The organism is Pseudomonas sp. AC463, assembly GCF_979253585.1.
This window is the reverse complement of record NZ_CEEDDZ010000020.1, coordinates 68,825-91,787: the sequence shown is the minus strand read 5'-3', so window position 1 is coordinate 91,787 and position 22,963 is coordinate 68,825. Positions and strand designations below refer to the sequence as shown.

Genomic DNA, 22,963 nt, shown 5'->3' with positions numbered 1-22,963 from the left:
ATGAGCACATCATCGATTCACACCGCGCTGCCTGTACTCAAACCCCTGAGTTTTGCCGTGCTCTGCGCCCTCTACGGCCTGGTGCCGCTGCCCGCCATGGCGCTGGACAACAACGCCTTGCCCACCAACGGCCAGGTGGTCGCCGGCAGCGGCAGCATCAGCAGCAACGGCAACGTGCTCACCGTAAACCAGGGCAGCGACCGCCTGATCGCCACCTGGGACACGTTCAATATCGGCAAGAATGCCCAGGTCAATTTCCTCCAGCCCGGCGCCTCTTCGGTGGCGCTCAACCGCGTGACCGGCAGCGACGGCTCGCAGATCCTCGGGCACCTGAATGCCAACGGCCAGGTGTTCTTGATCAACCCGCAGGGCGTGCTGTTTGGTGCCGGCTCCATGGTGGATGTGGGCGGGCTGGTCGCCAGTTCGTTGAACATCTCCAACAGCGATTTCATGGCCGGCAAACACGTATTCGCCGGGCAGGGCGGCGGTGCGGTGGTCAACCAGGGCACGATCAGCACGCGGGACGGCGGCAGCGTGGCGCTGCTCGGCAGCCAGGTGCGCAACGAGGGCACGGTGGTCGCGCGGCTCGGCTCGGTGGTGCTCGGCGGTGGTGAAAAAATCACCCTGGATTTCACCGGCGACGGCCTGATCAATGTCGAGGTGAATGACCCGGCCATCGGCGCCAGTGTGATCAACCGTGGGCTGCTCAGCGCCAATGGCGGCGCGGTGACCATGACCGCCCGCGACTCCCAGGCCATGCTCGGCAACGTGGTCAACAACGAGGGCGTGATCGAGGCGCGCAGCCTGCAGCAGCGCAACGGCCGCATCATCCTCGATGGCGGCGACAGTGGCGTGGTGGTCAACAGCGGCGTGCTCGACGTGTCGGGCAAGCAGACCGGTGAGCGCGGCGGCAACGTGACCATGACCGGGCAGTACGTGGGCCTGTTCGACAGCGGGCGCATCGACGCCGACGGTGACCTCGGCGGCGGCACGGTATTGATGGGCGGCGACTACCAAGGCAGCGGCAACCTGCACCAGGCCGACAGCACCTTCATGGGCAGCGATGCTCGCATCAGCGCGAATGCCTTGAGCAGCGGTGACGGCGGCAAAGTGATCCTGTGGTCCAAAGACAACACCCAGTTCTATGGCGATATCAGCGTGCGCGGCGCCGGCAGGCAGGGGCGCGGCGGGCTGGTGGAAACCTCCGGGCATGCGCTGGATATCGCCGGCATCGTCGACCTCCGCGCGGTGTCGGGGCAGGGCGGCACGTGGCTGATCGACCCGTTCAACATCAATATCACCAACGGCGCCAGCACCGGCACGTCCAGCAGTTCGCCATTCACGCCGAATGCCGGGGCCAGTTCCAACTTGAGTTCGGCGACCCTCAACGCGTCGCTGTCCGAGGGCGCGAATATTCTGGTGACCACCTCCAACGGCGCCGGCACCTCGGGAGACATCAACGTGCTGTCCAACGTCAAGGGCGTGGGCAACGCGACCCTGACCTTGCAGGCCCACCGCAATATCGTGATGACCAACACCAGCATCAGCAATGGCACCGGCAAGACGCTGAACGTGTCGCTGGTGTCCAACTTCAACAACAGCGGCAATGGCTCGGTGGCCCTGAGCAACGCGAGCATCAGCACCAACGGCGGCAACCTCACCCTCAGCGGCGCGGTGGACCCGGCAACGTCCTGGGCCAGCACCAACGTCAGCAATGGCGTGGGCATTTCGTTGACCAATGGCACGCGCCTGAGCACCAGCGGTGGCGATATCACCTTGCGTGGCGCCACTTCCTCAAGCCTGGCCGCAGGCTCCACCGCTACCGCCATCAATATCAGCCGCAGCACCCTGGACGCCGGTGGCGGCAACATCAGCATCACCGCCGTGCAGGCCAGCAGCACTGGCAGCGGCGACGCCTTTGTGCTCACCGGCGCCAGCAACATTATCACCTCGGGCGCGGGCTCCATCACGGTGGACAGCACCAACCTGGGCAGCGGCAATGGCACACGAATCTTCAGCACCAGCAACACCATCGCGGCCACCGGCAGCGGAAATGTCACCGTGCGCGGCCGTGCGGTTTCCGGCAGCGGCGTGCTGGTGTGTTCGACGGCGGCGACCTCCACCCAAACCCTTAGCGTGGGCAGCGGCACCTTGACCCTCCAGGGCTCGGCCGACTCGGGCCGCGGCGTGTTCCTCGCGGCGTCCACCACGGGGGTGGTGACCCTCAGCGCGGGCGCCGGCGGCGATATTTTCATCGATGGCCGCAGCGCCGGCGACTCGGGTACGGTGGTCAACTCCACCGGCACCGGCTCGGTGATCAACCTCACCACCCAGGACGGTGACCTGACCTTGAGCGGCACGTCTGGCCCAGCCTCCGGCGCGCCGGGCCTGAGCCTGCGCAGCGGCGCATCGGGGGCGGGCAATGGGGTGAATATTCTCTCCAACAGCGGCGATATCCGCCTGGCGGGCACCGCGCAGGGCTCGGGGGCCGGCGTGTCGTTCAACGCCACCAATGCGCGCGGTTTCAACAACGTGATGACCGGCGGCAGCGGCAACCTCACCGTCACCGCACGCAGTGCCGGCGGCGCCGCGTTGAGCTTCGACAACGGCACCAACACCCTGCAAGTGGTGGACGGCACCTTGCGCCTGGACCTCGATACGCCGACCGGCAATTACCTCAACGGCGCAGCGTCGATCACCGCCGCCGGCAATGGCGCGGTGTTGATCAGTCGCGGTGGGTTGATCCACAACAGCTTGCTTGAAACCAGCACCGAACCCACCCGCCAATACCAGCAAAGCCAGGCGGTCGGCGGCGCCTGGAGCCAGCCGCTCAAAGTGCGCAGCACCGACGCCAACGCGGTGCAGATCGACGTGGAGCGGCCGCTATGAGCGAGCCACGCTTTTCCCTCGAGGCCTTCGAATACCTGTGCTACACCCGCGACCACGAAGGTGGCGCCCGTGAACTGGTGCGCCTACTGCAATTGATCGACCGCAACTACGGCAAATTGTCCGAGCAGTTCTCCCTGAGTGTGTCGCCAGCGATTACCCCGGGCGAGCTGGAAAGCCATGTGCTCACGCGCCTGACCTGCGCGATCACCGCGCTGTTTTCCGATCCTGGTTTCAGCCTCAGCCCCGGTGGTTTTGGCCAGTTGATCAACCTGCAACGCTGGCTGTCGTCGCTGTTCGCCGCCAGTGCGTTTATCAACTGCGACCACATCCTGCGCGCGCTGAACCTGCTCGGCCCGGACGGCAGTGACTACCGCCTCAGTGAGCAGAACCTGGTGAAATTCTGCCTGCTCTACTCGCCCGAATCCCAGTTGCCGCTGGATGTGGATGTGCTGTGGGCGCAGAACCCCAGCATGGCGGCGGCGTTGTTCATGGCGCTGATGTCGCCGCGTTTTCTCGGCACCCCGGCCGCGCACTCCAAGCGCGAGGCCTTGCTGGCCTGGCTGCCGGGGCGCCTGGAGCAACTGGACAGCCTGGACGCGCTGCCGCTGAACGTGCTGCATGACGTGTACATGCATTGCAGTTACGCCGACCTGCCCGAGCGTCACCGCATCAAGGCGTCGATCAATGTGCTGATCGAACGCAAACTGGCCAGCGTCAACCTCCACAGCGTGCCCGCAGGCGTTGCGCCGCCGCGCAGCAAGCCGCTGATGCTGGTGTTGCTGGAATGGTTCTCCGGCGGGCATTCGATCTACCGCACCCACTCGCTGACGCTGCAGGCGGCACGCCGGGATTTTCACGTGGTGGCCATGGGGTACGCGGCCAACGTGGATGCCCTTGGGCGCGAGGTGTTCGATGAGTTTATCGAGTTGTCCGAGCCCGATGACCTGTTCGCCTGCTTGCGCCAGATCGGCGCGCTGGCCACCTCACGTCAGCCCGAGGTGTTCTACATGCCCAGCGTCGGCATGTTCCAGATCACGATGTTTGCCAGCAACCTGCGTTTTGCGCCGTTGCAGGTGGCGGCGTTGGGGCACCCGGCGACCACGGCGTCGCGGCATATCGACCTGATCAGTGTGGAAGAGGATTTTGTTGGCGACCCGGCTTGCTTCACCGAGTGCCTGTTGAAACTGCCCGCCAATGGGCAGCCGTATCGGCCGTCGGCAATTGCCGTGGACCTGCCCCGCGTCACGCGTGAGGACGCGGGCTGGGTCAATATCGCCGTGGCCGCGACCACGATGAAACTCAACCCCACCTTCCTGCGCGCCTGCCAGGCGATTGCCGTGCGCACCTTGCACAGCCACGGCAAGCGCGTGCGCTTTCACTTTTTGGTGGGGCAGGCCCAAGGGTTGCTGTTCCCGCAACTGGTGCGTTTGATCGAGCGCTACGTGGGCGACGCCACCGTATACCCGCACCAGCCCTACGCCGATTACATGGCCACGCTGAACCGCTGCGACCTGTTCCTCAGCCCGTTCCCGTTCGGCAACACCAACGGCATTATCGACGCGCTCACCGTGGGCCTGCCGGGCGTGTGCAAGACCGGCCCGCAGGTGTTCGAGCATATTGACGAAGGGCTGTTCCGCCGCGTGGGGCTGCCGGAGTGGAGCATTGCGCAAACCCATGAGCAGTATGTGCAAGCCGCCACGCGCATGGCCGGGGATTTTGCCGAGCGCAGCCGGTGGTATCGGCACCTGGAAAGCAGTGCGCCGTTGGAGGTGTTGTTCCGGGGTGAGCCTCACTCATTGAGTGAGGCGTTGTTGGCCAGCCTTACCAGCGATAGGTCAACGAACTGACCAACTGACGCTCATCGCCATAACGGCAAATCGCGAATTCGCAGTAGGTGTAGCGTTTGTTGGTGACGTTATTGGCGTTGAGCGCGACTTCCCAGTGCGGGTCGATCTCGTAGCTGGCGCGGGCGTCGTACAGGGTGTAGGCGGGCATTGACGACGGTACGCCCGAGGCCTGGGTGGTGCCCTTGTAGCGGGCGCCGCCGCCGATGCGCAGTTGCGGAATGCCCAATGCGGCCAGGCGGTAATCAGCCCAGAGGGCGGCCTGGTGGTAGGGGGTGTCTTCGCTGCGTTGGCCGATTTCGCTGGCCGTGTTGCTTTTGGTGATGCGCGCATCGATGTAGGCGTAGGACGCAATCAGGCTGAGGTTGGGCGTGACTTCGGTCTTGGCTTCCAGCTCGAAACCACGGGAGCGTACCTCGCCGGTTTGCACGAATTCGGTGCTGTCGGTCGGGTCCGGGGTGAGCACGTTTTTCTGCTCAAGCTGGTACACCGCCGCGCTCAACAGCGTGGCGCTGCCTTCGGGCTGGTAGCGGATGCCGACCTCATACTGTTTGCCCTGAGTGGGGACAAAGGCTTGCCCATCTTTGGTGGCGCCGGCGGCGGGGAAGAAGGACTCGCTATAGCTTACGTAGGGCGCCAGGCCGTTGTCGGCCTTGTACACCAGGCCCGCGCGCCAGGTGGTGGCCGAGTCGTTCTGGCCGGTGGTCTTGCCGTCGCGGAAGGTTTGGGTGTCCAGGTTGGCCCAGTCATGGCGGCCGCCTAACAATACGATCCAGTGTTCATCGAACTTGATCTGGTCCTGGAAATAGATGCCCTTTTGCAGGGTATCGACCTGCGAGCCACGGTCGGTGGCGGGGTTTGTATTGACCACCACCGGCTGGCCATATTGGTAGGTCGCCAGGTTCAGCGACGGCGCATTGCCGCGAAAGTTATGCGAGTCGTAGCTGGTGTCATAGCCATCGAAGCCCAGCAGGAAGGTGTGCTGCCAGTCGCCGAACTGCCATTTGCTTTCGATATTGGTGTCGCTGGCCAGGCCCCGCGAGCGCTCTTCGCGGTCGCTGTATTGGCGGCGCAGGATGCCGCCGCTGAGCGCCGTGCCGATGCCGGCGGTGTTCACTTGCAGGTAGCGCCACGTCACGTTCGACTGGTAGTAACGCAGCTTATTGCTGATGCGCGTGTGCTCATCGAAGCGGTGCTCGAACTCATAGCCCAGCGCCGACATCTCGCCGTTCATTTCGTCGTAGTCCGGCTCGCCGATAAAGTCGTGGCGGCCGATCTGGAACCGGCCGCTGCCCACGCCCTTGGTCAGTTGGTAGGGCAGCGGTGCGGAGAAGCCGGTTTCGGTCTTCTGGTAGAACGACAGCAGGGTCAGCGAGGTGTCGTCGTCGGGCCGCCAGGTAAGGGCCGGGGCCACGTAGACCTTGTCGTTGTTGATATGGTCGGCGGCGGTGTCGCTCTTGCGGTCGAGCAGGGTCAGGCGGTAGCTCAAGGTGTCGCTGTCGCCCACCGGGCCGGTGAAGTCGGCGGACAGCTGCTTGCGGTTGTTCTGCCCGGCTTGCAGGTTGACCTCATGGTAAGGCGTCTGGCTCGGGCGTTTGCTCACGGTGTTGATCAAGCCGCCCGGCGAGAGTTGGCCATACAGCACCGACGCCGCGCCGCGAATCACCTCGGCGCGTTCCAGGCCATAGGGTTCCTGCACACCGTCATACGAGTTGTTCTGCAGGCGCAGGCCGTCGCGCAACGAGCCGCCGGTGGCGGATTCCACATCGAAACCACGAATGCGGAAGCGGTCCGAGGTGCGGTTGAAACTGGTGGGCTGGCTGGTGAAACCCGGGGTCAGGTCGAGGGTCTGCGAGAGGGTTTCCGATTGGCGATCGCGGATCTCGTCGCTGGTGACCACCGACAGCGATTGCGGGGTTTCGATGATCGGTGTGTCGGTCTTGGTCGCGCTGAGGTTGCGCGTGGCCACGTAGCCCTTGACGTGCTCGGTGCTGCTTTCTTCGAGCCGGCCGGTGATGGCGGTGGGGCCCAGTTCCAGCGAGCCGCTGGTGTTGGCCGGCAACAGCACGTAGCCATTGGCACCTTGCACCGCCTGCAAGCCGCTGCCGCTGAGCAATTGGGCGAAGCCCTGGGCCACCGCGAAGTCACCTTGCAGGCCGGCGGTATTCAGGCCGGCGACGGTCTTGCTGTCGAACAGCAGCGCCACGTGGGCCTGCTGGGCGAACAGGTTGAGTGCCGGGCCCAGTGGGCCGGCGGCGATTGCGTAGCGCGCCGCCTCTTGCGCCGCCACCGGGCTGCTGAAAGCCAGGCTCAGCGCAGCCAGGCTGGCCAGGTTGATCGCCAGGGCGAGGGGTAAGGGAGAACGCTTGAAGTGGCGCGGCATGGAAGAATTTCCTGTTATTTGAGGTGCTTTCTTCCTTGACGGGGCAGTGGCAAAAAGCGGAACCCGGGCCGCGAAACTATTTTTCCTGGCGTTCGATCTGCAACCACAACGGGCTGTACGCGCGGATACGCACCGGCAGGCCGTCGGCGATCAATTGCAGGGCGCGACGCGGGTTATCCAGCGGCAACACGGCAGACACACGCAGGTCGGCCAACTGTTGGCGGTCGAACTGCACATGGCCGCCGTATTGGCGCGCGAGTTCGTCGAGCACTTCCGGCAGGGGGCGGTCCTGCACCACCAATTGATGGTGTTTCCAGGCGTCGTTGGTGGCGCGTGGGTCGATCCTGCCTAGCAGCTTTACCGCGCTCGGGGTGATGCGCGCCTGCTGCCCGGCGCTGACCTGCACGTCATCATGTTGGCTGGCGTCGGTGGCGGCGACGCTGGATTCGAGCATGCTCAGCAGCGTGCCCGGCGCCTCGCGCTTGACCGTAAAGCGCGTGCCGAGGGCGCGCATCTGGCCGTCGTCGGTGACCACCGTAAACGGCCGCGTCGCGTCGTGGGCCACTTGCACCAGGATCTCGCCGCGCAGCAAACGCACCTGGCGCTGCTGGCCGTTGAAGTTCAGGTCCACGGCGCTGTTGCCGCTGAGGGTCAGTTGCGAGCCGTCTTCCAGCTTGAGCTGCTGCCACTGCGCCGGGGCGGTGCGCTGGTCGGCCAGCCAGTAGTTCGGTGGGTAGGCCCGCAATGCCAGGGCCACCGGCAACGCCACCAGCAAACCCAGCAGCACGCGGCCAGCCGGGTTGCGCCGGCGTACCCGCGCGGCTTCCAGTGCAGCCTGCACCGGGGCCTGCTGCGGGCGCAGGGCCTGCAAGCGCCCGACAAACCCCTGCAAGCGCTCAAAGGCCGCGCCATGCTGCGGGTCGGCGGCCTTCCAGCGCTCGAATTGCTGCTGCTCGCGCTCGCTGAGGTTGCCTTCATTGAGGCGGATCACCCAGTTGGCGGCCTGCTGGTCGAGGTCGTTGCTCATACGTCCAGCGCGTGGTTGCAGTGCATCAGCGCATTCATCAGGTGCTTGCGCACCATGCGCTCGGAAATCCCCAGGCGGCTGGCGATCTCGCTTTGGCGCAGGCCTTCGAGGAAGTACAGCAGGAACGCCTGCCGCGCATTCAGGGCCAGGCCGTCGAGCACGAAGGCGATCTGTTCGAGTGCTTCAAGGGTGACGAGGATCTGTTCCGGCGACTGCTGGTATTGCTCCATCATCTCGATGGTCAGCGCCAGCTCTCGCAGGTAGGCGTCTTCCAGCTGGCGGCGGCGCGCGCGGTCGATGATCAGGTGGCGCGCGGTGGTGGTGAGGAAGGCCCGGGGCTCACGCATGCCGCCGAGGGCATCGCGGGAGGTGAGAATTCGCATGAACGTATCGTGGGAAAGGTCCGCCGCATTCTGTGGGCAGCCAAGCTTTTTGCGCAGCCAGCCGAACAGCCAGCCATGGTGCTCGGTGTAGAGCGCCTGGACAGCCTGGTTCAAGGGGAGGTTGCTGGCCGACATGCTGGGATACGTCTGCGGATAAGAATTATTCGCAAGATTAGCGGTGTGCCATCAGCGAAAGCAAGCGCGGCCAGCAGCGGCGGCTGTATTTATGTGATCAGGGCTGATAAACAGGTGGTGTAACCCTTCAAATCGCCATTCGGTGTAATCAATCATGAAGCGCCATTTCGAAGATTTGCAGCTGGGCAGCATCGAGCTGTTCTGCCGGGCTGCCGAATCCAGCAGCTTCACCGCCGCCGCGCAGGTGGCCGGTGTGACCTCGGCCAAGCATGGCGCAGGTGTTGCTGCCGTTTGGCGGGAGCTCGCGGCCGTTTACCTTGCTGTATCTCCATGGGTGCTACGTGCCGCATCGGGTGCGGGCGTTTGTGGATTTTTTGCTGGCGAGTCGGGACGAATGGGGCACGCCCTCGCGATAGGCGTGCCCCCTGCGGTCAGACGCCCTGGGGTGTTTCCCCACGTAGCAGGCGGGCATTGATGTCTTCGATCACCGCGGGCAGATCAACGATCGTATCGATCAGGTAATGCGGGCGTGCACCTTCGAACAGTTGGCCGATGCGCGTGCGCTCCTGTGCGAGCTGTTGCGCCGGCATTGCCTTGAACTGCTCATAGGTCAGGCCCAGTGCGTTGCCCGAGCAGGTCAGTGCGACTGTCCACATGCCGGCGCTGCGGCCTTCGAGAATACCGGGCCAGGTGTCGTCCACCTTGACGCAGGCTGCGACATCGCTGATGCCCAACGCGATCACGTTGGCCAACGCCTGTGCTGGGTACGGGCGGCCGTTGGGCACTTCATCGGTCGCCACTACGTGGTCGGCGACGTAGCCGTTTTGGCGCGCCAGCTCCACGACTTTGGCCATTACCACGGCCGGGTAGCCGGAGCACGAACCGATTTTCAGGCCCTGGTTGCGCAAGGCTGCAATCGCGTCCAGGGCGCCTGGGATCACTGCCGAATGCAGCGCAATCTTTTCGATTTGCAGCGGCATGAAGCGTTCATACAGTGCGGTGACGTCTTCGTCGGTGGGCAGGCGAGCAAACACGGCGCGGTAGCGTTCGGCAATTTGCGGCTGGTTGCACAGGGTGCGGATATGGTCCCACTTGCCCATGCCCATGGGGCCGCGCGCTTCTTCCAGCGACACCGCCACGCCGAACTCGGCAAAGGCCTCAACAAAAATCTGGGTGGGGGCAAATGAGCCGAAATCCACAACGGTGCCGGCCCAGTCCAGGACGACGGCTTGCAGTTGAGTCGGTTGTTGGTAGTTCATGGTCAATCTCCAATGGCGGGTACAGGGAGGCCGTCCCTTTCGGCGGCGAAAGGTAGGCGTGAAAAACAGCAGTGGGTCAGGCGCTTGGAGCAGGGCTTGAATCAAACAACTCAGCGATCATCGGACGGTTGCGCCGTATGCCCAGGCAACACAGGTGGTAGTCGATGGAAAACGGGTGGTTCACAAAGGTGATGGGTGTGGTGCCCGGGGTTTCGGCATATTCCACGGCCGAGACAAAGCCGATGCCGATGCCCTTGGCGATGGCGTGCACGATGGCTTCACGGCTGTTGAGTTGCATCACGCAATTGAGTGTTATACCCAGGTGTTTGCAGCGCTCTTCCACCAGTTGGCGAGTGCGTGAGCTTTTCTCGCGCATGACCCATTTCTCCTGGTTGATCTGCTCCACATGCACCTCTTTCTGGCTGGCCCAGGGATGGTCATCGCGCACTACGGCAATGATCGGGTAACGGTGGTACAGCTGCGTGTCGAAGCGCTGGTCGAATTCGGACAGCGCCAGGATCGCCACATCGATATCAAAATTGAACAGCCGGTCCAGGGTTTCCTTTTCGGGGGAAAACGAAGTCTCCAGCTCGATATCCGGATGGCGCTGCATCAGTTCGTACGTCAGGTTCATCGCAATCGGCGGCGACACCGCGCCCAGGCGCAGCATCCCCAACTTGCGTTGCTTGAAACTCTGCAACAGTTGCACGGCTTCATCCTCTTGCCCGAACAGGCCTTGGGTAATCGCATACAGCTGGTGGCCGGCCGCGCTTATTTCGATAAAGCGCCCGCGGCGGTGAAACAGCTCCACCGAGAACTGCTTTTCCAGCGCATTCACCTGTTCGCTGATCGTCGGCTGGCCAACACTCAGGAACTCGGCGGCGAGGGTGAAACTGCCGGTTTTCGCCACCGCATGAAACGAACGCAGCCACTTGTGGTACTGGTACATGCAAAGGTCCTGTGCCGGGTTCAGCGTCTGATGAACAGGGCGACCGCCGCACTGCTCAGGCAGGCAGTCGTCACCACGATAAAGATCAGTGACGTGTTGCCGGTACTGTCGAGCATACTGCCGATCAGCGGTTCCGCCAGCCCGGCAAACAGGTAGGACGAGAAATTCATCACGCCGGTCGCGGTGCCGGCACGCTTGGCGCCGACCAGGTCCGGGCACAGGGCCCAGAAACTCGACGCCGGCCCATAAACAAAGAAACCGCACAGGAACAACGCCACCAGGCCGATCGCACTGTGGGGCGGCAGGCTCCACATCCACAGGCTGGTGGCGGCGCCGAGGACCATGTACAGCATGATCGCCAGGTAACGTTTGGAACCGAACAGTTTGTCTGAGACCCAGCCGTTGCTCAGGGCTCCTACGGCCATGCCGACGGGGAGGGCCACGGTGATCCATTTGGGGTCGACCAGGCTGTCGCCGCTTTTCCAGTTGGCGCCCAGAAAGTGCACCGGCACCCAGACAATCAAGCCGTAGCGGGCCGCGTTCTGGAAACCGAGCGAGACTGCGGCAATGATCAGCCGTGCATTCTTCAGCACCGCTTTGTAGCGCTGCATTGAAGTTTCGACTTCGCCGTGCGCCACTTCATGGTTCTTGTCTTCGGCATTTGCCACGCCGGTATCGGCCAGGGCTTCGAAGCCCATGTCCTGTGGGCGCTCGCGGGCTACCAGGTAAAAGATAATCCCGCCGGCGAGCATCAGCAGCACGGGCAAGCGGAAGATCCAGCGCCACTCCAGGTGCATCACCTCAAGGACCACGATCGAGGTCACGTACGAAAGGACGGAAGCGCACCCTGCGGCGAACACATACAAACCGTAGACCTTGCCGCGTTCGCCGGCGCTCCACCAGTTGGAAATCAGCCGGCTGCCCGGCGCCCATCCCAGTGCCTGGAAATACCCGTTGATGCCCCACGGCAGGATCAGCGCCGCGAAGTTACCGGCAAAACTGGTCACCCAATTGGCCGCGCAGGACAGCACCGCCCCAGCAGTCATGATGCGCCGACCGCCGAATTTATCCGCCAGGTTGCCGTTGATGGCTTGGCCAATGGCGTAGGCCCACAGCATGGCCGCCGATGCCCAGCCAAGGTGTTCCTTGGTAAAGCCGAACTCGGCCTGGATGCCGGGGATGGCGAAGCCGAAGGTTTGTCGGCCGGTGTAGAAAAACAGGTAGCAGAACATCGCCGCCAGCAGCATGCGCCACTGGGCGACGCGAAAGGATGCGGTTTGCACGGTAAGGCCAGGCAAGGCTTGGGCACGGTTCATGATCTTTTCCTTTTTATTGTTCGGTCCCGTCGATGGGCATCGGCGGGTGCACTCTTGCGAGGGTGCGGCAGGAAATCGTCGCGGTGGCACAGCGGCATGTTTCAGGGCGCGTGGGCACCGATGAAGTTTTTGCCGCGCGCACCCTGCAGGGCGAAGGTGATCATGGCTTCGGCCTTGGTGGCCGTTACACCGTAGTCGGCAAACTCAGTTTTCACCTCCAGGCTGTGCAGGAAGTCACGCAGCCTGGCTTGGGCCTGCTGCAGGTCGCTGCCGAAAATGCGCTGCAAGGTGCGGTCGCGTGCAGGATGGCGGCCCCAGGCCAGGCCCAGTACCAGCGGCAACGTGAACGAGCAGGCGATGCCATGGGGCAGGCCGTAGTGCAGGGTCATTTCGTAGGAGATGGAGTGGGCTAGGGCGGTCTTGGTGTTGGAGAACGCCAATCCGGCTTTAAGCGCCGCCAACGCCATACGCGAGCGCAGCTCTGGGTTGGACAGGTCGCGACGCAGCGGCGGCAGGCATTCGAGGATGTCTTCGATGGCCGAGATCGCGAAGGTGTCCGAGATCGGGTTGGCGTTGATGTTCCACACCGATTCCAGCGCATGAGACAAGGCGTCCAGCCCGGTGGAAACGGTAACGCCGCCGGGCACGGTCAGCATCAACTGCGGGTCGATGATCGCCACCGACGGCCAGGTGCATTCCAGGTGCAGCGAGTATTTCTTCAGGTTCGCCGAATCCCAGAGGGTGGCCCATGGCGTGACTTCACTGCCGGTGCCAGCCGTGGTGGGGGCGGCAATCAGCACCTTGCTGCGTGCCGGAATAAAAGGTTTGCCTGTGGCCAGCAAGGCCAGCAACTCATCGAAACGGCCCGACTCGGTGCCGACGATCAGCGCCTTGGCGGTGTCGATTGCGCTGCCCCCGCCCACTGCAATCACCGCGTCGCAGTCGCCGGCGGCCTGCCAGAACCGCTCATAGGTGTCGCGCAGTTGCGCCACGTCCGGGTTGGGTTGCACGTCTTCAATCACGTACACCAGGCGGTCGCCGAGCAGGTCCTGGATGCGTTCCACCAGCCCCAGGCCCCGGGCTTCGGGAAACGTCACCAGAGCCACGGTCTGGCCTTGGGTGATGTCGGCCAGCTCGAGCAGGCTACCCCAGCCGAAACGTGTGTCTACGGGGTTGTGAAATCGGGCAGTCATGGCGAGTCCTTTGTTTTTGTTGTTGGAAGTGGCCCCATAGTCGGCGCGCTTCAACAAAGGCTCAAATCGATAATTCGCAGGCATGCATTGGCTGAGCCGATAACAGCCCGGCTCAAATGTGCCGGGTGTGGGCGCCGGGGGCGACGGTCGAAGCGCTGATGTCCCAGACCAGCAGCAACTGGCTGATCGCCGCATCGAGGGTGGCCTGGGGCACGCCATCGCGGGCGAGTAGCGAAACCCCCTGCAAAAAGCTGTCGAACACGCTCGCCATCACCGCCGGCTGCGTCTGCGGCGGCAACTGGCCCAGCCGCACTGCGCGCTCCACACACGCGACGATCCCGGCTCGCGTACGCAGCCGCGATTGCGTCAAGCCGTCCGCCACCCGCGCATTCTCCGGGCTTGGCGCGCTCATCACGCCCAGCGCGACCATGCAGCCCTTGGGGTGCCCGTCTTCACACTGCATGCGGGTCGACTGGCGCAACGCGGTTTCGATGGCCTGACGCGGTGGCAGGCTGTCGTCCCACAGGCATTCGGTGACTTGGGCGTAGGTCGCCAGGTAGCGCTGCACACATTCATCGAACAGCGCCTCCTTGGAGCCGAATGCCGCGTAGAAACTCGGCGCGGAGATGCCGCCGCCCAAGCCGGCCTTGAGCTGGGCCAGGGACGTGGCGTCGTAGCCGTGCTGCCAGAACAGGTGCAAGGCCTGGTCTACCGCTTGGTCGCGGTCGAAATTACGGGGGCGGCCCATTTGTGCCATGGCTGATCTCCTGTGAAAACGAGATAGATACTAGTCGATACATAAGTCGTTGACAACGCGTGCTGCTTGCCTGCAACATTTGTATCGATCAGTACTTAAGTCTTGCCCAAGGAGTTTCCCGTGACCCCCTCACTCACTTTATCGGCCTCATCCGAGCGCCTGCCCATCGGCGCCTTGCTGGCGCTGGCCATGACCGGTTTTATCTGCATCGTTACCGAAACCCTGCCCGCCGGCCTGTTGCCGCTGATCAGCGACGGCCTGGCGATTTCGCCGTCGATGGCCGGGCAGATGGTCACCGCTTACGCGCTGGGCTCGGTGCTGGCGGTGATCCCCATGACGATCGCCACCCGTGGCTGGCGCCGGCGCAATGTGTTGCTGCTGACCATCGTTGGCTTTCTGCTGTTCAACTCGATCACGGCGTTGTCGTCGCACTATGGCGTAACCCTGGTGGCGCGGTTTTTTGCCGGTGTGGCTGCGGGGTTGGCCTGGAGCCTGCTGGCCGGTTACGCGCGGCGCATGGTTGCACCGCATCAACAGGGCAAGGCGCTGGCGTTGGCGATGGTCGGCACGCCGATTGCGCTGTCGTTGGGCGTGCCGCTGGGCACCTGGCTCGGCGGGCTGGTCGGTTGGCGCACCACCTTTGGCTTGATGTCGGCCGTGAGTCTGGTGCTGATTGCCTGGGTGCTGGTGAAAGTCCCGGACTACGCGCCGCAGCCCGCGCATCAACGCTTGTCACTGCGCAGCGTGTTGACCACCCCCGGGGTGCGCCCGGTGCTGGCGGTGGTGGTCAGCTGGATGCTGGCCCACAACATTCTCTATACCTACATCGCCCCGTTCGTGGCGCCGGCCGGCCTGGCCGAGCGTGTGGACCTGGTGTTGCTGGTGTTCGGGGTTGCGGCGTTGGCAGGCATCTGGATGACGGCCAAGCTGGTCGAGCCGTTGTTGCGTAACACCGTGCTGGTCAGCCTGGTGGCGTTTGCCGCCGTGAGCGTGGTGTTTGGCGTGCTCGGCAAGGTGCCGCAGGTGATCTACCTCGGCGTGGCGGTCTGGGGCCTGACCTTCGGCGGCGCCGCGACCCTGCTGCAAACCGCCCTGGCCGACGCGGCGGGCGAGGGCGCGGATGTGGCGTTGTCGCTGAACGTGGTGGCGTGGAACTGCGCAATCGCCGGCAGCGGCGTGGTGGGCGGGGTGTTGCTGGATAGTTGGGGGGTGGCGGCGTTTCCCTGGGCGATGCTCGGGTTGGTGGGTGTGGCGTTAGTGATTGCCTGGAGTGCGCGTGCCCATGCCTTCAAACCCGGCCCGCGAGGGTCTGAAAAACCCGCCGCGAGCGGCCATTAAACCGGCTTTTGTGGCGAGGGCGGCCAGCAGCATCAAGGGATCAGGCGTGTAGCCCGCAACTGATCGAACACATCGAAAAATGCCTGGTCGCTAGCCTGGTAGGCGGTGAAACCCAGCGCCCGGCTCTTGGACATGTCGGTGACTACCTCGATGGGCCGCCCCAGGTCGGCGTCCGTGTGCCAGGGCGAAACCAGTCGTTTTATGTCGGCTTCTTTCAGCGCGTGCTGCGCGGTGAGCTGGCTCCATGCGGCCTGATCGTCGGCCATCTGGGTTTCAAGCGGCGCAGGCGTGGCCGGGAAGTCCGCCGGCGTGAGGTCGAAGTACGCGGCGATCCGGCCCCACATCCAGTTCCAGCGGAACACGTCGCCATTGGTGATATTGAACGCCTGGTTGGCCGCAGCCGGTGTGGTGGCGGCCCACAATTGTTGCTTGGCCAGTTGCCGCGCATCGGTCATGTCAGTGAGGCTGTCCCACTGCACACGCGAGCCCGGGAACACAAACGGGCGGCCGGTGTGCTTGCAGATACTGGCGTAGACGGCCAGGGTGGTCGCCATGTTCATCGCATTGCCCACGGCCACGCCGGTGACGGTATGCGGGCGGTGCACGCTCCAGGTGAAGCCATCCTTTTGCGCGGCGGCGAACACTTCGTCTTCCTGGGCGTAGTAGAAGTTTTCCACATCCAGGCGACCTTGATCTTCGCGGAACGGCGTTTTCGGCAGGCTGCCCTTGCCGTAGTTTTCGAACGGGCCGAGGTAGTGCTTCAAACCGGTGACCAGCGCTACGTGCTGCACGCTGCCGGCCGGGCGCACGGCGTCGAGTACATTGCGCACCATCGCGGCGTTCACGCGGATATTTTCGGCTTCGGTGGCCTGGCGCGACCAGGTGGTGATGAACACGTGGGTGGGTTTCAGCTCGGCCAAAGCCTGTTTCAAGGACGCGGGGTCCTGGAGGTCGGCGGCCACCGGGATCACCCCCGGCACCTGCGACGGTTGACGGGAAAGCGCGGCGACCTGCCAGCTGTTGTCGAGCAGTAACTGGGTGATGGCGCTGCCAACGATGCCGCTGGCGCCGACGACTAATGCGGTTTGGGTCATAAAGTTCTCCCGAGGATGTAGGTTTCTGAGACCTCAGATGTAGGAGAGTTCAACCTTATCCCTGCGCGTCGCGGCACCAAACAGGCTTATCAGGGTCCATACGCCCCGCACGATCATTCGCGCTTGTCTGTTTACCCTCACCATAAGATCTAAAGCATGTACCTACGCACTATTGCAGTCGGGCTGTCCGCCCTTGTTTTGCTTCCCACCGCCGTCGACGCCCGCAGCCTGGCAAACCCTTATACCCCCACGCAGCAACGCGCCTCGTTTGACGGCTGCGCTGAACTCTTCCCCGCCAGAACCCCGATCAACATCGCCACCGTGCCGGCCAACATGAAACCCCTGGCCCTGTGTTCCGACACCTTTGCGGTGCTGTACTCGCAAGCCAGCAAGACCCCGCTGGTGGTGGTCGAGCGTCTGAACGCCGCGCAATTGCGGGATGCCAAAGGCGAGGAGCGCACCAACCAGTTCTACCCCGACCCACGCATTCCCAAGGCGGGGCGCGCCGAGTTGAACGACTACCGCAGCCAGCACCCGGCCGTGGACCGTGGCCACCAGGCCCCGGCTGCTGACGCGCCGAACGCCCACGCCATGGCGCAGTCTTTTGCGCTGTCGAACATGGTGCCGCAAGACCCCACCAACAACCGCAAGATCTGGAGCAAGGTCGAGGCCGATGTGCGCAAATTCGCCGTACGCGCCGGCGGCGATGTGTACGTGTTTACCGGCCCGCTGTTTGATGCGGGCCACGCCACCATCGGCGACAATCAGGTGTGGGTGCCGACGCGCCTGTTCAAGCTGGTATACGACGCCTCGTCGCAGCGCGCCTGGGCCTACGTGCTGCCCAACGCCGAAACCCGTATCCAGAAACCGATGGACTACGACACCTTTGTGAAAACCACCGGGCTCAAGTTGCTGGGCAAACTTCCGGTGTCGGGGTCGGTGGGGCGCAGCTGATCTTGCGGTGGGCGGGCCCGATCGTTGCCCTCTGGGTTTATACTCGCGGCCCTCGCAATCAACCTTCTTCAAACGAACCGGGATACCCCATGAGCACCTCTTTGCCTATCGCCCCCGCGCGCAAGCCCGTCGCGCCGCTGGTGGCTTTTATTATCCTGGTGCTTGGCGCCCTGTTCCTGCACAACAGCGTCGGTTCGCGCCAAGTGCTGTTGCTGATAGTCGGCGCCGCGCTGGGCTTGACCCTCTACCACGCCGCCTTCGGTTTCACCTCGGCCTGGCGGGTGTTTATCAAGGATCGGCGCGGCGCCGGCCTGCGTGCGCAGATGGTCATGCTGGCGGTGGCGGTGCTGCTGTTTTTCCCGGCGCTGGGGGCGGGCACGCTGTTCGGGCAGCCGGTGGTCGGGCTGGTCGCGCCAGCCGGGGTGTCGGTGGTGTTTGGGGCGTTTATTTTCGGCATCGGCATGCAGTTGGGCGGCGGGTGTGCGTCGGGCACGCTGTTCACCGTGGGCGGCGGCAATGCGCGCATGCTGGTGACGCTGTTGTTCTTTATCTGCGGTTCGCTGATCGCCACGCACCACGTTGACTGGTGGTTTGCACTGCCGGCATTCCCGGCGGTGTCCATCGTCAAGAGCTTCGGCGTGGTGCCGGCGTTGCTCCTGAGCCTGGCGGTGTTCGGCCTGATCGCCGCCGTCACCGTGCGTTTGGAGAAGGGCCGTCACGGCCAGCTCGAAGCCGGCGTGACCAGCGAGCACCAAGGCCTGCGCCGTTTCCTGCGCGGCCCGTGGCCGTTGGTATGGGGCGCGATTGGCCTGGCGCTGCTCAACTACGCCACCCTGGCGCTGGCCGGGCGCCCGTGGGGCATCACCTCGGCGTTCGCCTTGTGGGGCGCCAAAGTCGCCAGCGGCCTGGGTGTGGATGTGGCCAGCTGGGCATTCTGGCAGATGCCCGGCAATGCCAAGGCGCTGGCTGCGCCGGTGTGGGAAGACATCACCAGCGTCATGGACATCGGCATCGTCCTCGGTGCGCTGCTGGCCGCCGGCCTGGCCGGGCGTTTTGCGCCGAGCCTTAACATACCCGCGCGCTCGCTGGTGGCGGCGGTGATCGGTGGCCTGTTGCTGGGTTATGGCTCGCGCCTGGCCTACGGCTGCAATATCGGCGCGTACTTCAGCGGCATCGCCTCGGGCAGCCTGCATGGCTGGGTGTGGCTGGTGGCGGCGTTTATCGGCAACAGCGTGGGCGTGCGTTTGCGGCCGTTTTTCTTTGCCGGCGAGCGGCCGCAGGTGGCGTTGAGCGGTTGCTGAACCTGTCCGAATCCGTCCTCAAGTGGTCCGGGGTGAGCCTGTTGCTCAACTGCCTGGCGGCCTAGCATGGCTTGCATCGACCCTTTAGATGCAAGCCACAGGAGCTGTCATGAGCCGCAAAGCCCTTATCGTCATCGATGCCCAACAGTCATTCCGTCATTCCACCTACTGGTCCGAAACTGACCTGCCGGCGTACCTGGAAAAACAACAGGCGCTGATCGATGGGTGTGTTCAGCAGGGCATCCCGGTGATACAAGTCTTCCACGTTGAAGACCAGGGGCACTTCTCGTTGGCCTCGGGCAACGTCAGCACCTTGAGCGAATTGTCGATTAACCCCGAGCTGATCATTCACAAGCGCTTCCACAGCGCCTTCGCCGGCACGCCCCTGGCCGCCCGGCTCACGGAGATGGGCGTGACCCAACTGATCGTCAGCGGCATCCGCACCGAGCAGTGCTGCGAAACCACCACGCGGCAGGCGGCAGACAGCGGTTTCAGCGTGGATTTCGTCAGCGAGGCCACGCTGACCTTTGCCATGACCCTCGGGCGCACGGGTAGAGTCTTCACCGCGGCCGAGATTCGCGAGCGTACCGAACTGGTGCTGGATGAGCGCTTTGCGCGCATCGTTACGGTCGCCCAGGCGTTGGCGGCGTGAACCCGTGAGCCTGCCGGTATTGTTCGTGCTGCTGCCCAACGCGCTGATGCTGGACCTGGCCGGCCCCGCCGAAGTGTTGCGCCTTGCGGCCCAAGTCGACGACCCGGCGGCTATCGCGTTTGACTTGCAGTACGTCAGCCCGGTGGCGGCGCTGCAAACGTCCATCGGCTTGCCGCTGAACGGGTTGGCGCCACTGCCCGAAATCCTCAAGCCCGGCAGCCTGGTGGTGTTGGTGGGCTCCACGTCGAAGGCGACAAAGGCCCAGCGCCAGGCCTTCCAATCGGCCAGCGACAGGCTCACCGAGTGGCTGCAAAACGTATTCGCGCCCTCCGGCGAACGGCTGGTGTGCGTGTGTGCGGGGGCTTTGAGTGCGGCCAGGGCCGGCCTGTTGGATGGGCGTCAGTGCACCACTCACCATGCGTTGTGCGCGACCTTGCAAGCCATTGCGCCCAAGGCCCGAGTGTTGGAAAACCGCCTGTACGTCACCGACGGCCCGGTCAGTTGCAGCGCAGGCGTCACGGCGGGCATCGACCTGATGCTGCAGCTGGTCGCCGAACTGGCCGGGCCACGGCTGGCCTGCGCCGTGGCGCGGGATATGGTGGTGTACATGCGCCGCAGCGGCGCCGACCCGCAGCTGTCGCCCTGGATCACTGGGCGCAATCACCTGCATCCGGCGGTGCATCGGGTGCAGGATGCAATCGCTGCCGCCCCCTGCGAAGCCTGGAGCGTGACCCGCATGGCGAGCCTGGCGTGCACCAGTAGCCGCCACTTGGCGCGCTTGTTCCATGAACACGTGGGGATCAGCCCGCTCGATTACCTGCACCAACTGCGGTTGACCGTAGCCCGTGAGTTACTCGGTGAGTCGACGTTGGATATGGAAACCGTGGCTGAACGCGCAGGCTTCGGCTCGGCGCGGCACCTGCGGCGGATCTGGGGCAAGTACGAGGCGGGGACGCCTTCAGCCAGCCGTGTCGGCGTCGTGGGTTGAGGCCTGGTCCGCCTCGGCGTCGAGCTTGGCGCGGTCGGCTTTGCTGATGTATTTGTCTTTGCTTTTCGGCGCCAATTTGGCGCTGGCTTTCTTGGCTTTGGCCTTGAAGAGCTGTTGAAGTTTTTTCTGGCGGTTCATGGTTGCTTACCTGGGGAGTGCAGGCGCGAATCATACCAGCTCGCGCCCGCTCAGAGCTCTAGCCCGGCTGCGCCGCCAAGCTGTTACTCACGTTGCGCCCCAGCACCAGCACCGTCACAAACCCGCAGCCGACCAGGGCTGTGGCCAGGCTCAGCAGCACTGCGCTGCCCATCTGGTCGACGATCTGCCCGCCGAAGAACGAGCCCAGCGCAATAATCACCTGGAACAGCGCGACAAACAGCGGCATGCCGCGCTCGACATCCTTGGGCGCCACCACAAACATCCAGATGCTCGCGCAGGCCGGGAACGCGCCGAAGGCAAAGCCCCAAAGTGCGATCAGCATCGCCGCGCCGGTCATGCCGGTGGCGAAGTGCGGGAACAGCGCGGTGCTGGTGCCGATCATCAAGGCCACCAGCAGCAGGGTGTGACGCACGCTGCGGTTGGCGGCGAAACCGGCGAACACGTTGCCCATCACCCCGGCCACGCCATACAGCAACAGCAGCGAGCCAATGGTCGGGCCATCGAAACCGGAGCTGTTTTTGAAGAACGGCGCCACATAGGTGTACGCCGCAAAGTGCGCGAGGCCGATCAACAACACCGCGATCAAGCCGACCCGCGCCTGTGGGTTGATAAACAACGCCGGCAGGTCACTGACGCGAATCGCTTTTTCCGGCTTGAGCTGCGGCAGCAAAAACACCTGGGCCAGCAGCACCGGCACGCCCACCAGCGCAGTGACCAGGAAGGTCATGCGCCAGCCCATCAAACCACTGAGCCAGGTGCCGACGGGCACGCCGAGTACGGTGGCCAGGGTCACGCCCATCATGATGATCGAGGTGGCCTTCGCGACGCCCACCCCCTTTGGCGCAAGGCGCCCGCTGAGGGCAATGGCCGTGGCCCAGAAACCGCCGATGCTGATGCCGAGCAATACGCGCCCGAACAACAACAGGTTGAAGTCGCTGGCGTAGGCCACCACGGCGTTGGCGATGATCATGATCAGCGTCAGGCCGATCAGCAGGTAACGACGGTCCATGGCACCAATGAACACCGACAGCAACGGGGCGGCGAGGGCGGCCATGATGCCCGGCAGGGTCACCATCAGGCCGGCGTGGCCGGCGCTGATGCCGAGGTCGCTGGCGACGTCGTTGAGCACCCCCACCGGCAGGAATTCGCTGGTTACCAGGGCGAAGGCACCCACGGCCACCGAAAGGATCGCCAACCACTGCTGTTTGACGCTTTGTTGATTATGTTCAGGGCGGCCGCTGGAGGCCTGGCTGACACTTGGCATGTGTTGGATTCCACGAGGAATGCCGCCGCAACAACAGGCAGCAAGGAAGAAAGGGGAGGCGATTATAGGAAGCGGGTTGGCAGACGCTATAGGCCGGCGGTTCGATAGTAATCATCAGTGCTATCGATGTGACGGGCCCAACGTTGCGCCGACTTCCCTCGCCACCTCAATAAACACCCGCGCCGCCGCCGACCGGTAAGCCCCTTGGCGCTGCATCAACACCGCCGTGCGCTGCAAGCGCTGCGGCCCCAGCTCAATCGCCACTAATTCCGGGTGCGCCTGGGCAATGGCGGCGGGCAGCAGCGTCGACAAGGTGGTCCTGCGCACCACCTCCAGCAGCGCGCCGATCACATTGGCCTCCATCACCACGTGCGGGCGGATGCCGTGCTGGTTGCAGTAGCGATCAATCTGCTCGCGGGTGGCGAACTCGCGGCTCAGCAGAATCAGCGACTCGGCGTTCAGCGCCTGCAGCCCAATGGCTGGCTCCGCAGCCAGTGGATGCTGTCGTCCGACCACCAGCGCCAGGGTTTCCACCAGCAGCGGCGTGGCGTCGATGTCCTGGGCGTGGGCCTGGTCAAACGCGATGCCCACGTCCAGTTCGTCGGCCAGCAACTGCTGCTCCATGTGTTCCTGGGCGAGTTCGCGCACGTTCAGCGTGATGTTCGGATAACGATGATGAAAGGCTTCAACCAGCGGCCCGACCAGGTAGGTGGTGAAGGTCGGCGTGACGGCGATGCGTAAGGCGCCGCGGCTCAAATCCGCCACGTCATGAATCGCACGTTGACCTTCCTGCAATGCCTGCGCAGCCCGCAGTGCATAACGTAGGTAAACCTCACCGGCATCGGTCAGGCAGGTCTTGCGCCCGGAGCGATCGAACAACTGCGCGCCCAGGCTCTCCTCCAACTGCCGCACTTGCTGCGACAGCGCCGGCTGCGACACATGCAGAGCCGCCGCCGCCTTGGTGAAACCCTGGTGTTGCGCCACGGCGAGAAAGTACTGGATATGTCGTGCAAGCATGTCGGCAGCCATAAGGTTATCTGATGGGGTTGATCATATATCAGACTTTTACCTTATCAAG

The 22,963-nt window shown here is 64.0% G+C and carries 19 protein-coding genes and 1 pseudogene; 8 read left to right on the top strand and 12 right to left on the bottom strand.

Annotated elements, in window-relative coordinates; genetic code table 11:
• Both AC0IYH_RS23190 and AC0IYH_RS23185 read left to right on the top strand, forming a co-directional pair.
• On the top strand, positions 1-2,889 hold the full coding sequence (locus AC0IYH_RS23190) for a two-partner secretion domain-containing protein (protein ID WP_471836412.1): 2,889 nt from the start codon (positions 1-3) through the stop codon (positions 2,887-2,889).
• Positions 2,886-4,736, top strand: coding sequence for a peptide transporter (locus tag AC0IYH_RS23185; RefSeq protein WP_471836410.1), 1,851 nt, complete (start codon positions 2,886-2,888; stop codon positions 4,734-4,736). The genes AC0IYH_RS23190 and AC0IYH_RS23185 overlap by 4 nt, the downstream gene beginning before the upstream one ends.
• Here the strand turns inward: AC0IYH_RS23185 and AC0IYH_RS23180 are convergent.
• The 3 genes from AC0IYH_RS23180 to AC0IYH_RS23170 form a co-directional block, all read right to left on the bottom strand.
• On the bottom strand, positions 4,711-7,116 hold the full coding sequence (locus AC0IYH_RS23180) for a TonB-dependent siderophore receptor (RefSeq protein WP_471836409.1): 2,406 nt from the start codon (positions 7,114-7,116) through the stop codon (positions 4,711-4,713). The two genes, AC0IYH_RS23185 and AC0IYH_RS23180, sit on opposite strands and share 26 nt — an antisense overlap.
• 76 nt (positions 7,117-7,192) lie before the next feature.
• The gene (locus tag AC0IYH_RS23175; protein WP_471836407.1) at positions 7,193-8,143 is read right to left on the bottom strand and encodes a FecR family protein; all 951 of its coding nucleotides are present in this window, start codon (positions 8,141-8,143) and stop codon (positions 7,193-7,195) included.
• Positions 8,140-8,661 (bottom strand): sigma-70 family RNA polymerase sigma factor, encoded by a 522-nt coding sequence (locus AC0IYH_RS23170; RefSeq protein WP_471836405.1) that lies wholly within the window; start codon positions 8,659-8,661, stop codon positions 8,140-8,142. The genes AC0IYH_RS23175 and AC0IYH_RS23170 overlap by 4 nt, the downstream gene beginning before the upstream one ends.
• A 154-nt stretch (positions 8,662-8,815) precedes the next feature.
• Here AC0IYH_RS23170 and AC0IYH_RS23165 point away from each other — a divergent pair.
• A pseudogene (locus AC0IYH_RS23165) lies at positions 8,816-8,926 on the top strand (LysR family transcriptional regulator); the annotation flags it as partial.
• A gap of 166 nt (positions 8,927-9,092) precedes the next feature.
• Here the strand turns inward: AC0IYH_RS23165 and phnX are convergent.
• From phnX to AC0IYH_RS23140, 5 genes are all read right to left on the bottom strand, one after another.
• Positions 9,093-9,920, bottom strand: coding sequence for a phosphonoacetaldehyde hydrolase (phnX, locus tag AC0IYH_RS23160; protein ID WP_116626330.1), 828 nt, complete (start codon positions 9,918-9,920; stop codon positions 9,093-9,095).
• Positions 9,921-9,996: 76 nt separating this feature from the next.
• Positions 9,997-10,869 carry a LysR substrate-binding domain-containing protein gene (locus AC0IYH_RS23155; protein ID WP_116626331.1) on the bottom strand — a complete coding sequence of 291 codons (873 nt, stop codon included), beginning with the start codon at positions 10,867-10,869 and terminating at the stop codon, positions 9,997-9,999.
• Positions 10,870-10,889: 20 nt separating this feature from the next.
• Complete coding sequence (locus AC0IYH_RS23150; RefSeq protein WP_116626332.1) at positions 10,890-12,185, bottom strand: MFS transporter; 1,296 nt, start codon at positions 12,183-12,185, stop codon at positions 10,890-10,892.
• Between the two features lie 101 nt (positions 12,186-12,286).
• Positions 12,287-13,378, bottom strand: a complete 1,092-nt coding sequence (psrA, locus tag AC0IYH_RS23145; RefSeq protein ID WP_122773481.1) for an iron-containing alcohol dehydrogenase PsrA — start codon at positions 13,376-13,378, stop codon at positions 12,287-12,289.
• 112 nt (positions 13,379-13,490) lie between these two features.
• Positions 13,491-14,135: a TetR/AcrR family transcriptional regulator gene (locus AC0IYH_RS23140; protein WP_471836403.1), complete on the bottom strand. Its 645-nt coding sequence runs from the start codon at positions 14,133-14,135 to the stop codon at positions 13,491-13,493.
• A gap of 120 nt (positions 14,136-14,255) precedes the next feature.
• On the opposite strand from AC0IYH_RS23140, the gene AC0IYH_RS23135 reads away from it, so the two are divergent.
• Positions 14,256-15,473 carry an MFS transporter gene (locus AC0IYH_RS23135; protein ID WP_471836401.1) on the top strand — a complete coding sequence of 406 codons (1,218 nt, stop codon included), beginning with the start codon at positions 14,256-14,258 and terminating at the stop codon, positions 15,471-15,473.
• Between the two features lie 32 nt (positions 15,474-15,505).
• Here AC0IYH_RS23135 and AC0IYH_RS23130 read toward each other — a convergent pair whose 3' ends face one another.
• Positions 15,506-16,567, bottom strand: coding sequence for an SDR family oxidoreductase (locus tag AC0IYH_RS23130; RefSeq protein ID WP_122773427.1), 1,062 nt, complete (start codon positions 16,565-16,567; stop codon positions 15,506-15,508).
• 156 nt (positions 16,568-16,723) lie between these two features.
• Between AC0IYH_RS23130 and AC0IYH_RS23125 the strand changes: the two genes are divergently transcribed.
• From AC0IYH_RS23125 to AC0IYH_RS23110, 4 genes are all read left to right on the top strand, one after another.
• Complete coding sequence (locus tag AC0IYH_RS23125) at positions 16,724-17,521, top strand: DNA/RNA non-specific endonuclease (RefSeq protein WP_471836399.1); 798 nt, start codon at positions 16,724-16,726, stop codon at positions 17,519-17,521.
• Between the two features lie 89 nt (positions 17,522-17,610).
• Complete coding sequence (locus AC0IYH_RS23120; RefSeq protein ID WP_471836397.1) at positions 17,611-18,822, top strand: YeeE/YedE family protein; 1,212 nt, start codon at positions 17,611-17,613, stop codon at positions 18,820-18,822.
• A gap of 109 nt (positions 18,823-18,931) precedes the next feature.
• Positions 18,932-19,474, top strand: a complete 543-nt coding sequence (locus tag AC0IYH_RS23115) for an isochorismatase family protein (protein ID WP_471836395.1) — start codon at positions 18,932-18,934, stop codon at positions 19,472-19,474.
• A gap of 4 nt (positions 19,475-19,478) precedes the next feature.
• Complete coding sequence (locus AC0IYH_RS23110; protein WP_471836393.1) at positions 19,479-20,462, top strand: GlxA family transcriptional regulator; 984 nt, start codon at positions 19,479-19,481, stop codon at positions 20,460-20,462.
• Here the strand turns inward: AC0IYH_RS23110 and AC0IYH_RS23105 are convergent.
• From AC0IYH_RS23105 to cynR, 3 genes are all read right to left on the bottom strand, one after another.
• Positions 20,433-20,600 carry a DUF2986 domain-containing protein gene (locus AC0IYH_RS23105; RefSeq protein WP_116626340.1) on the bottom strand — a complete coding sequence of 56 codons (168 nt, stop codon included), beginning with the start codon at positions 20,598-20,600 and terminating at the stop codon, positions 20,433-20,435. The genes AC0IYH_RS23110 and AC0IYH_RS23105 overlap by 30 nt on opposite strands.
• Before the next feature lie 58 nt (positions 20,601-20,658).
• On the bottom strand, positions 20,659-21,885 hold the full coding sequence (locus tag AC0IYH_RS23100) for an MFS transporter (RefSeq protein ID WP_471836391.1): 1,227 nt from the start codon (positions 21,883-21,885) through the stop codon (positions 20,659-20,661).
• Between the two features lie 120 nt (positions 21,886-22,005).
• A complete protein-coding gene (gene cynR / locus AC0IYH_RS23095; RefSeq protein WP_471836389.1) occupies positions 22,006-22,902 on the bottom strand; it encodes a transcriptional regulator CynR in 897 nt (298 codons plus the stop codon).
• Between the last annotated feature and the right edge of the window lie 61 nt (positions 22,903-22,963).

Excerpts from the sequence above, each read along its gene's own strand:
- AC0IYH_RS23190 (WP_471836412.1), top strand. The coding sequence starts at position 1 with ATGAGCACATCATCGATTCACACCGCGCTGCCTGTACTCAAACCCCTG.
- AC0IYH_RS23185 (WP_471836410.1), top strand. The coding sequence starts at position 2,886 with ATGAGCGAGCCACGCTTTTCCCTCGAGGCCTTCGAATACCTGTGCTAC.
- AC0IYH_RS23180 (WP_471836409.1), bottom strand. The coding sequence starts at position 7,116 with ATGCCGCGCCACTTCAAGCGTTCTCCCTTACCCCTCGCCCTGGCGATC.
- AC0IYH_RS23175 (WP_471836407.1), bottom strand. The coding sequence starts at position 8,143 with ATGAGCAACGACCTCGACCAGCAGGCCGCCAACTGGGTGATCCGCCTC.
- AC0IYH_RS23170 (WP_471836405.1), bottom strand. The coding sequence starts at position 8,661 with ATGTCGGCCAGCAACCTCCCCTTGAACCAGGCTGTCCAGGCGCTCTAC.
- phnX (WP_116626330.1), bottom strand. The coding sequence starts at position 9,920 with ATGAACTACCAACAACCGACTCAACTGCAAGCCGTCGTCCTGGACTGG.
- AC0IYH_RS23155 (WP_116626331.1), bottom strand. The coding sequence starts at position 10,869 with ATGTACCAGTACCACAAGTGGCTGCGTTCGTTTCATGCGGTGGCGAAA.
- AC0IYH_RS23150 (WP_116626332.1), bottom strand. The coding sequence starts at position 12,185 with ATGAACCGTGCCCAAGCCTTGCCTGGCCTTACCGTGCAAACCGCATCC.
- psrA (WP_122773481.1), bottom strand. The coding sequence starts at position 13,378 with ATGACTGCCCGATTTCACAACCCCGTAGACACACGTTTCGGCTGGGGT.
- AC0IYH_RS23140 (WP_471836403.1), bottom strand. The coding sequence starts at position 14,135 with ATGGCACAAATGGGCCGCCCCCGTAATTTCGACCGCGACCAAGCGGTA.
- AC0IYH_RS23130 (WP_122773427.1), bottom strand. The coding sequence starts at position 16,567 with ATGACCCAAACCGCATTAGTCGTCGGCGCCAGCGGCATCGTTGGCAGC.
- AC0IYH_RS23125 (WP_471836399.1), top strand. The coding sequence starts at position 16,724 with ATGTACCTACGCACTATTGCAGTCGGGCTGTCCGCCCTTGTTTTGCTT.
- AC0IYH_RS23120 (WP_471836397.1), top strand. The coding sequence starts at position 17,611 with ATGAGCACCTCTTTGCCTATCGCCCCCGCGCGCAAGCCCGTCGCGCCG.
- AC0IYH_RS23115 (WP_471836395.1), top strand. The coding sequence starts at position 18,932 with ATGAGCCGCAAAGCCCTTATCGTCATCGATGCCCAACAGTCATTCCGT.
- AC0IYH_RS23105 (WP_116626340.1), bottom strand. The coding sequence starts at position 20,600 with ATGAACCGCCAGAAAAAACTTCAACAGCTCTTCAAGGCCAAAGCCAAG.
- AC0IYH_RS23100 (WP_471836391.1), bottom strand. The coding sequence starts at position 21,885 with ATGCCAAGTGTCAGCCAGGCCTCCAGCGGCCGCCCTGAACATAATCAA.
- cynR (WP_471836389.1), bottom strand. The coding sequence starts at position 22,902 with ATGCTTGCACGACATATCCAGTACTTTCTCGCCGTGGCGCAACACCAG.